Source organism: Pseudonocardia sulfidoxydans NBRC 16205, from assembly GCF_007989085.1.
In the GTDB taxonomy this organism is placed as follows: Bacteria; Actinomycetota; Actinomycetes; order Mycobacteriales; family Pseudonocardiaceae; genus Pseudonocardia; species Pseudonocardia sulfidoxydans.
Genome location: NZ_BJVJ01000134.1, coordinates 1 through 8059 on the forward strand (window position 1 = coordinate 1; position 8059 = coordinate 8059).

10 protein-coding genes are annotated in these 8059 nt (G+C 65.8%); 5 read left to right on the plus strand and 5 right to left on the minus strand.

Going from position 1 to position 8059, the window contains the following annotated elements; translation table 11 throughout:
• Positions 1-7: 7 nt before the first annotated feature.
• Entirely contained in the window at positions 8-400 is a 393-nt protein-coding gene (locus PSU4_RS30065; RefSeq protein WP_246115446.1) for a nucleoside monophosphate kinase, read from the plus strand.
• Between the two features lie 962 nt (positions 401-1362).
• On the opposite strand, the gene PSU4_RS30075 is transcribed toward PSU4_RS30065, so the two are convergent.
• The 4 genes from PSU4_RS30075 to PSU4_RS30090 form a co-directional block, all read right to left on the minus strand.
• Positions 1363-1689, minus strand: coding sequence for a hypothetical protein (locus PSU4_RS30075; protein WP_147115938.1), 327 nt, complete (start codon positions 1687-1689; stop codon positions 1363-1365).
• A gap of 43 nt (positions 1690-1732) precedes the next feature.
• On the minus strand, positions 1733-2347 hold the full coding sequence (locus PSU4_RS30080) for a hypothetical protein (RefSeq protein ID WP_147115940.1): 615 nt from the start codon (positions 2345-2347) through the stop codon (positions 1733-1735).
• Between the two features lie 6 nt (positions 2348-2353).
• Positions 2354-2653, minus strand: coding sequence for a hypothetical protein (locus PSU4_RS30085; RefSeq protein WP_147115942.1), 300 nt, complete (start codon positions 2651-2653; stop codon positions 2354-2356).
• 114 nt (positions 2654-2767) lie between these two features.
• A complete protein-coding gene (locus PSU4_RS30090) occupies positions 2768-3250 on the minus strand; it encodes a peroxiredoxin family protein (RefSeq protein WP_147115944.1) in 483 nt (160 codons plus the stop codon).
• A gap of 481 nt (positions 3251-3731) precedes the next feature.
• Here PSU4_RS30090 and PSU4_RS30095 point away from each other — a divergent pair, with 481 nt between their 5' ends.
• The gene (locus PSU4_RS30095) at positions 3732-4268 is read left to right on the plus strand and encodes a MarR family winged helix-turn-helix transcriptional regulator (protein ID WP_147115946.1); all 537 of its coding nucleotides are present in this window, start codon (positions 3732-3734) and stop codon (positions 4266-4268) included.
• Between the two features lie 94 nt (positions 4269-4362).
• Here the strand turns inward: PSU4_RS30095 and PSU4_RS30100 are convergent, their stop codons facing one another.
• Complete coding sequence (locus tag PSU4_RS30100; protein ID WP_147115948.1) at positions 4363-5427, minus strand: substrate-binding domain-containing protein; 1065 nt, start codon at positions 5425-5427, stop codon at positions 4363-4365.
• 694 nt (positions 5428-6121) lie between these two features.
• Between PSU4_RS30100 and PSU4_RS30105 the strand changes: the two genes are divergently transcribed.
• The 3 genes from PSU4_RS30105 to PSU4_RS30115 all read left to right on the plus strand — a co-directional run.
• Entirely contained in the window at positions 6122-6793 is a 672-nt protein-coding gene (locus PSU4_RS30105; protein WP_147115951.1) for a GPR1/FUN34/YaaH family transporter, read from the plus strand.
• Positions 6794-6836: 43 nt separating this feature from the next.
• Complete coding sequence (locus tag PSU4_RS30110) at positions 6837-7121, plus strand: FmdB family zinc ribbon protein (RefSeq protein ID WP_147115953.1); 285 nt, start codon at positions 6837-6839, stop codon at positions 7119-7121.
• 34 nt (positions 7122-7155) lie between these two features.
• On the plus strand, positions 7156-8059 hold a 904-nt coding region (locus PSU4_RS30115), incomplete at its 3' end, for an acetamidase/formamidase family protein (RefSeq protein WP_147115955.1).

The window sequence follows — 8059 nt, forward strand, 5'->3', positions numbered from 1 at the left end:
GTGCTACATGGACGCGGGCAACCTCGTCCCCGACTCGGTCACCGTCGGCATGGTGAAGGCCCGCCTGGCCGACCCCGACGCGGCCAAGGGCTTCCTGCTCGACGGGTTCCCGCGCACCACGGCGCAGGCCGACTCGCTGGCCGAGATCCTCGCCGAGACCGGCGACGAGCTCGACGCCGTCGTCGAGCTGCAGGTCCCGGAGGACGTCGTCGTCGAGCGGCTGCTCGCCCGCGGCCGCTCCGACGACACCGAGGCCGTCATCCGCAACCGGCAGCAGGTCTACCGCGACGAGACCGCGCCGCTGCTCGACTACTACCGCGACCGGCTCGTCAGCGTGAACGCCGTCGGCGAGGTCGCCGAGATCACCGTCCGGGTGTTCGCGGCCCTGCCCCAACGATGACGGCCGAACGATGACTCGGTCCACGCGCTGACCGGCTCAGGCGGCGGCGCGACAGTCACGAGGGCCAGACCGGGGCGGTATACCGCCGCGGGTGAGACCGACGAGTTGTCCGTCATCGGCACCCGTGGCTTCAACCCGCCTGTAGTCCCAACGTCGAGCTCGGGTGGCCGGCCGCCGGCCGAGCTGCGGCGCATGCGGGCTGTGCTCTCGTCCGTCTCTGCGGGGATAACAGGGGCGATCCCGAGGCGGGCCAACGCGCGCGCCGGTTCGCTCCTGAAGGATAGGCCTGGTCGGGCCACCACCGCGTCGGGGTCGGGTGTGTGGGCGCGCAGGCGAGCCGCCCAGGTCGGGCATGACCTGGGCGAGCAGGGTGCCGTCGTCGCTGTGTTGCCCGCCGGTCACCATCAGTGCCCGCGGACGCCCGCGTCGATCAACCACGGCGTAGATCTTCGTCGTCAGCCGACCGAGGCCATGACCTGCCGGTTCACGCGCCCCGCCGAGTGGGGCTAGCGACGAACCCTGCCGGCGATTCGGCGTAGTTCGACCGTGCCGCCCGTGTCCTGCTCAGGGCGGGTCGAGTTCGCCACGTGCTGGCGGGCTCGGTTGATCGTGGCGTCCACCGACACGGTCCACTCGATTTTTTCGTCCGCGTCGGCCTGGCCAGCAACGCCGCCGCCACCGTGTCCACGTGCCGTTCCCGGTAACGCGGCAGTGCCGCTTCCGCACCGTTCGCCACGGCCCGAACTGCTCCCGAGACAGATCCCGCCGCGAAACGCCAGTCCGGTACCGAAGTTGATCCCCTCAACCACCGTCGGTCATCGCCGAACGGATGCCCACGCTATCGCGTCCGACGGCCGCAAAGACCCGAGCCACTTCCACTGAGCATCCGAGGGCACCGCGAACCTCGACGAACTCATCGGCTGATCATGCTGCGACACGTGACGTCAATACGGAGACACGCTCTAACTGGAGACGGCACCCGCATTGTACAGCAGGATTGCCGCGAGATTTGGCACGCGCGAGCACTCCGTCACCAGCTCGAATCCCGACATGTAGTGAACTCGGATTCGCTCGGCGAGCTCTACCGGACTGATGTCGGCCGGGGCGGCGTCCAGGATCTCGCCTGCGACCTTCATGTCTGCCCGAGTGACGCAGGCTCGCCACAAACGTTGTCTGATGCAGATCTGCTCTTCATCCACGCTCTCGATCGTCAGGGCTGACCCGCCGACCAGAGGTTTCAGCTCATCTCCGGTGCGAAACCTCGTCACCAGATCCGACCATTCGATCATCTGACACCTGCCACGCTCTTCAGGAACGGAATGGATGAGAAGCTCACGCGCCGTCCCTCGGTTCGACCACTGTATCCGCGTCCAGCCATTGCTCCGTTGTGCGGTAGCGATCCAGACCTGCCACAAGGAACGCGTCGCGGCGGCCACGGTTCTCGACGCCCAACCCGCGAAGTGCGACAGTGATCGGTGCACCCGGGGGGTCGAACGGTTCCCGCCGACCGAGCAGTCGAGGTCCCATGATCAGCTGGCCACTCTCCCAAAGTGCGGCCGCCTGACGGCCTTCGAGACCGATGTAGTCCGCCTCGATGTAGGCCAGCGTTCCGAGAACCGATACCGCCTCGACGAGCGCGACGATCGCTGGCGTCAGCCGCAGGAAACCCGATTCCGGCCCAGCCAGGTGCTGGCGTCGCAACGCAGCTGCGGGGTCGCGTCCGCTGAGCTGGCCGAGGTTCCGAGCCCTCAACGCGTCAGCGGACAGCCGCGCAGCGAGCTCGGCGGTGACGGGGACCATGGCCAGGCCGGCTTCCAAGGAGGCGACAGGCGCCGCTCGAGCGTCGTTCGACGCCACCCGGAGGGCCTGAGCCACGCTCTGTACTGTCGCATCTGGCCCCACGACAGCGGCCAGCTCGTATCGGAGCCAGTAGTCGGGATCGTCCATCTTGAGCTATTCCAAAAACCCGAGATGCTTCAGTACATGGGCAGCGGAGGTCGCACGGACGTCCACCACGAACGTCCGGTATTCCTCGACGAACTTCCCGGCCTGTCGACTGACGACTCCGTTCTCGACCAGTTCGACGCCCTTCTCGAGGTCTTCTCTCCTCAACGTGTCGCGCCACAGGGCGTTCCGGATGTGAATGCCATCCGCGTCGACGCTCGTGATCTCGAGCGTCTTGCCTCCGGCGACCGTGGGGATTTTTGCACCTTCCCCGTACCGTCTCTCGACCTCAGCCCAGTCGATCGGCATCGTTGTGACTCCTTGTGCAGAAAGGTGAGGCCAAGCAGCGGTCTGCGGTGGCGGGGTTGTCCGGGGGTGCCATCATGTGCGCCTGCCAGTGGACCGAGTGCCTTCACTCAATGGTCAGAGCCTGCTCTCAATGGCCTCAGCGGAGCTCACCGTGTTCTCCGTGAAGTGGGCCTCCACGTCCAGACTCCTGATGACCCCGTCCTCGACCACCGCCGCGTAGCGTTCCGAGCGAACGCCGAGTCCGAACTCGCTGGCGTCTGCTGCCAGGCCCATGGCCCGCGTAAACTCGGCGTCCGGGTCCGCCATCATGAGAAAGCCCTCGTTCGCATCCTGCGAAGCCGCCCACGCATTCATCACGAATGCGTCGTTCACTGATACCACCACGATCTTCTCGATCCCCTTCGCGGCGAGACGGCCGGCGGCACTCACCAGGCCAGGGAGGTGATGATCGGTACACACCGGTGTGAAGGCCCCGGGCACGCCGATCAGCAAGATCTTGCCGGAGCGCAAGAGCTCGCCGCTGCCGGTCGGCTGAGGGCCGTCAGCAGCGTTGATCATCACTCGCACGTCGGGAACGCTGTCGCCTACTGATGCCATGAAGTCCTCTTGTGCGGTAGATGGATTTCGAGTGTCCGGCCGTCTGCTCTTGAGCGCTCCCAGTGCCTGGCCGATCAGGGACGCCGCGGCCGTCGGCCCGTCAGCCGCATCCGTGTGCTCGTCGGGTATCGAGCACGACTGTCCGGATCAAGGCAGAGCTGACCACTCGGGCCATACGGCAGTGCTCGCATGGGCGAGCGGTCCGCCCCGATGTCTCGCCTGCAGTGATGCAGTCTACGTGAAAAGTACAGGGTGACAATACCATCGATCGGAAGTATCTCGGGCGGGGTTGACGTCCGCACCTCGTCGTCGGGGCCCCACGTTTCACGAGACCCTCTACGCAGGGTGAGGAAAACGGCGCGCGAAAGATCACGCACTGCTTGGCGAGACGCGCGGCGCCCACGCCCTTTACACTGACAGTGTTTCCACTGACAGCGACGGCAGGACCTGCGACTATGTCAGTGCCGCGCCGCAGGCACCGATGCGGCGCGACGTGCGGGCGGAGTTGAAGCTGACGCCCCAGGAGGGAGAGGCCGAGATGGGTAAGCGGCAGCAGGCTGCAGAAGCTGACCGGGAGTCGTCGACGCGACTGTCGCTGACCATGCTTCTGGGGCAACTCGACCGTCAGGCATCCCGCTCGCTCGAGAAAGTCATCTCCGAACGTGGACTGACGGTCGACCAGTGGCGCGCTCTCGAGATGCTCGCGGACGGCCAGGGGCACGCGATGTCGCAACTCGCTGCGACTCTCGTCGTTCCGGGCGCGACCATGACGAAGATCATGGACAAGCTCGTGGACGCCGCCTACGTGTACCGCGTGGTCGACGACAGTGACCGTAGGCGTGTGCTCGCATTCCTGTCCGACAAGGGAAAGAACCTCTATTCTGACCTCGAAGCGGAGGTTTCGACCCTCGAGCAGGTTTTTGTTTCGTCGCTCACCGATAGCAGCGACCTGTTCGTCGCGCTGCTGTCTCAGCTGAGCGAGGAACACCTCAACAGTGCACGGCGCGGCCGTGCCTGATTAGCTGGAGCGGATGGGAACGCCAGGGCGCCCCCACGTCCGAACCTGGCGTGCATTCCTGCTCGAAACTCATGTGGTTCCGCACACGTCCGTTTCAGGAACCCTCATGGATTTCAGCGAGGACATCGAACTCAAGTCCTTCGGCTTTCGCAAGGTACACCCGTTGAATGAGGTGCTGATTGTACACACGGACAGCACCTCGGGGGCTTTCGTACGAGACGAGGTTCGCGACTCTGCTAATGTGCGGTACGTCTGTGGCGCGGGCGGCGGACGCCAATTCCGCGAACATCGCGATACCCTCGTAACAAGACTCTCCCGGCGACGCCACTGCCGGAGCGCTCGGACCCACTAGGTTGACATACCGTCGTTCGAAGTCGAGCCCGTGAGCGGTGGCGAGTGTCTCGAAGAAGCCGGCGGCCGAATACAGGTTGTGGGTGCTCTGCGCTCCCGTTCCCATCAGCATGTTCTCGTCCATGAGCGGACTCAGGCGCACCATCTGCTCATCCATTCCCGTTCTGCTGAAGGCGCGGTTGAACTTGACCGCGTCCGAGCCGAGCAGGAACATGAGTACGCCGTCGACGTGGGCATCCCGCAGCCTGCGGAGCACCGAGCCGTACGCCTCCGTGCCGAGGGGAACGAAGATCTCTTCACCGATGACGGCCCGAATCTGCTCGGCGTAAGCGCGGACTGATCGCGCAGAAGCACGAGGCCAGACGTAGTCGTTGCCAACGATGACCCACCGCCGGATACCCATTTCCTCCGCCATCCAGCGCATGGCCGGGAGGATCTGATTGGCCGGCGTTTCCCCGGTGAGAAAGACCCCCGGCGTGTGCTCGCCACCCTCATACACGGCGGTGTAGATATATGGGACGCGGCCGCAGAGTCGCGGGACGAGAGCCTCGCGGACGGCAGAGGTGTGCCAACCGGTGACCGCCTCGGCGAGGCCTTTCCCCACGATCTCAGCGACTTCCGCGGCAACTCGCTCGGGTGACTGGCCGCCGTCAACGGTCCGCAGGCGTACCTCGCGGCCCAAAATCCCACCGGCCTCGTTGATCTCCATTGCGGCGAGCCGTCCGCTTGCCTGACAGGACGGGCCGTAGATGCCGGAGGGGCCGCTTTCCGGCACGACAAAGGCAATATTGATGACATCAGTTGTCATACGGATACCTCCACGTCATAACCTTCGCGCGCCCAGTCTGGTGCCTGAGTGTTGCCGATTTGTTGACGTAGGCTAAGCCAAACGGGTGAGGCTCATCGTGCCAGGGGTAGATGCTCCACGTTTTCCCCCCGCAGCACAACCATGTCCGAAGGATCCGACAATTCGCTGATCAGTAGCGGGGCCTGTCGGATCACAGCCGGGCTCGTCGAGTTGAGGGCCCACGGCTGGTCGGACCTCAGGTGGGCGCCGGTTGGGCGCCTACGACTGCCGCCGGATGGCGGAGACAGGCATGATGCCATCCGCCGGGACCCCGAAGCGGCCAGTACAGAATTTGTACCCCCCAGCCGGCCGCCGTCTCGCCGCGACCGTGGCGCTCTGATGACGCGGCATTCTTGCGGGGAGTCCCACTGCCGACACGCTGTCGGGCACCTTTGCACGAGGGCCCGCGCTCGACGGGCGGATCCCCCACCTTCGACGCTGCCCGCCCGATGTTCGACCGGGCCGGGCGGTCCTTGAGGTGGCGCCGGTCATGGCGTCACCGCCGGCGGACCTTACCGCGCTCGGAACACTTCACATCGAAGGTATTGCCAAACGACACTATTCGCGTAGGTTGTTTCCCACGACACGACTCTGAGCTGCGACCGGCCGGTCGCAGCTGCCCGGGTTCGGCTGATCTTGGGACAGGTGGACTTGTATGAGCACAAGCGACGTTGACGTCTCCAACCGCACCAGCGCCAACGACGGCGCTGTCGCCGTGGCGGCTGCCAATCCGATCTTGCTCGGGTTGCCGTGTGCCGTGATCGGCGTTCTCGCCCTCGGCATGTTTCTGCTCGGCTATGCGCCGGCCGGCGCTGCAGGAGCACTCGTGCCCCTCTTCGCGGCGCTCGGGATCGGCCTCCTCATCGCGGCCCGCTGGGCAATTGCCGGCGGGGCTGGGCCGGTCGCCGGGATCTTCGGTCTCTTCGGCGGGTTCTTCATCAGCTTTGCCCTCCTCTACGTCGGCTACGTCCACAACTGGTACGGCACCTACCCCCCGGGTACGGACAGCGCCACCGCAGGTGCAGCCCTCACCGATACCTTTTCCGTGTACGCGTTGTGCTGGGCCATCGTGACGACCGTTCTCGTCCTCGGGACGCTGCGCTTGCCCCTGAGCATCGTGGCGATCCTGGTGTTCTCCGACCTGGTCTTCATCTTTGTCTGGCTGTCCTTCATCACCGGTACTTTCGCTGATCAGGGATTCCTGCGGACCCTCGCCGGATTGAGCTGTTTCGTTGCGGCGGCCGCGGGCTGCTACGTCTTCGGGGCTGCGCTCTCGTCGGCGCTCGGGGGCCGCGGCCTGCCGCTCGGCCGCGCGTTCGTCTCCTGAGCCGCGTCTCATTTGGACTGTGAACTGTTAGGGGCGACCGACCGTGCCGACCTACACCTTCTCGTGCGCATCGTGCGGGCACTTCGATCTTGTTCGGCCTATGAGCCAGACAAGTGCCAGCGCTGAGTGCGCGACCTGCGGCAGCGATGCCCGACGCATCTATGGGGCCCCAGCCCTGCGCGGAGTGGACAGCGCCCTGCGTCGCGCACTTGACGGTGCTGAGGCCAGTGCAGATACACCACCGGTGGTGAGTTCGGCGCCCGGCCGGAGTCGCACAGCGTTCGACACGAGCAACGATCCGCGTCACGCGCGGTTGCCGCGTCCGTAGGCCTGGTTCAAATACATACTGGAGGACTGAGATAATGCCCGACGTCGTCTTCAGCGTCGACCAGCTCAAGTCGATGCGTGATCAGGCCGTGCCCGGCCACAACCGCTGGCACCCCGACATCCCACCTGCCGCGACCGTCCGGCCCGGCTCCTCGATCCGCATCGAGTGCCGCGAATGGACCGACGGCCAGATAGGCAACAACGACTCCGCCAACGACGTCCGCGACGTCGACCTCTCCGGCGCCCACATGCTCTCCGGGCCGATCGCTATCGAGGGCGCCGAACCCGGCGACCTGCTCGTCGTCGACATCCTCGACCTGGGCCCGGTACCGCAGGAGGTCGGCGACAAGCCGGGGCAGGGCTGGGGCTACACCGGCATCTTCTCCAAGGCCAACGGTGGCGGGTTCCTCACCGAACACTTCCCCGACGCCTACAAGGCGATCTGGGACTTCTCCGGGCAGGCCTGCACCTCCCGGCACATCCCGGGCGTGAAGTTCACCGGTATCACCCATCCCGGCCTGTTCGGCACCGCACCCTCACCCGAGCTGTTGTCCCGCTGGAACGCCCGTGAACGCGCGCTGATCGCCACCGACCCCGACCGCGTCCCGCCGCTGGCGCTGCCGCCGCTGGAGGAGTCCGTCCTCGGTGGTACCGCCTCAGGTGACCTCCTGGCTCAGATCGGCCGCGAGGGCGCGCGCACCGTCCCGCCGCGGGAGAACGGCGGCAACCACGACATCAAGAACTTCACCCGCGGCAGCCGCGTCTTCTACCCCGTCCACGTCCCCGGCGCGCTGTTCTCCGGCGGCGACCTGCACTTCTCCCAGGGTGACGGCGAGATCACCTTCTGCGGCGCCATCGAGATGGGCGGGTTCATCGACTTCCACGTCGACCTGATCAAGGGCGGCATGGAGACCTACGGCGTCACCACCAACCCGATTC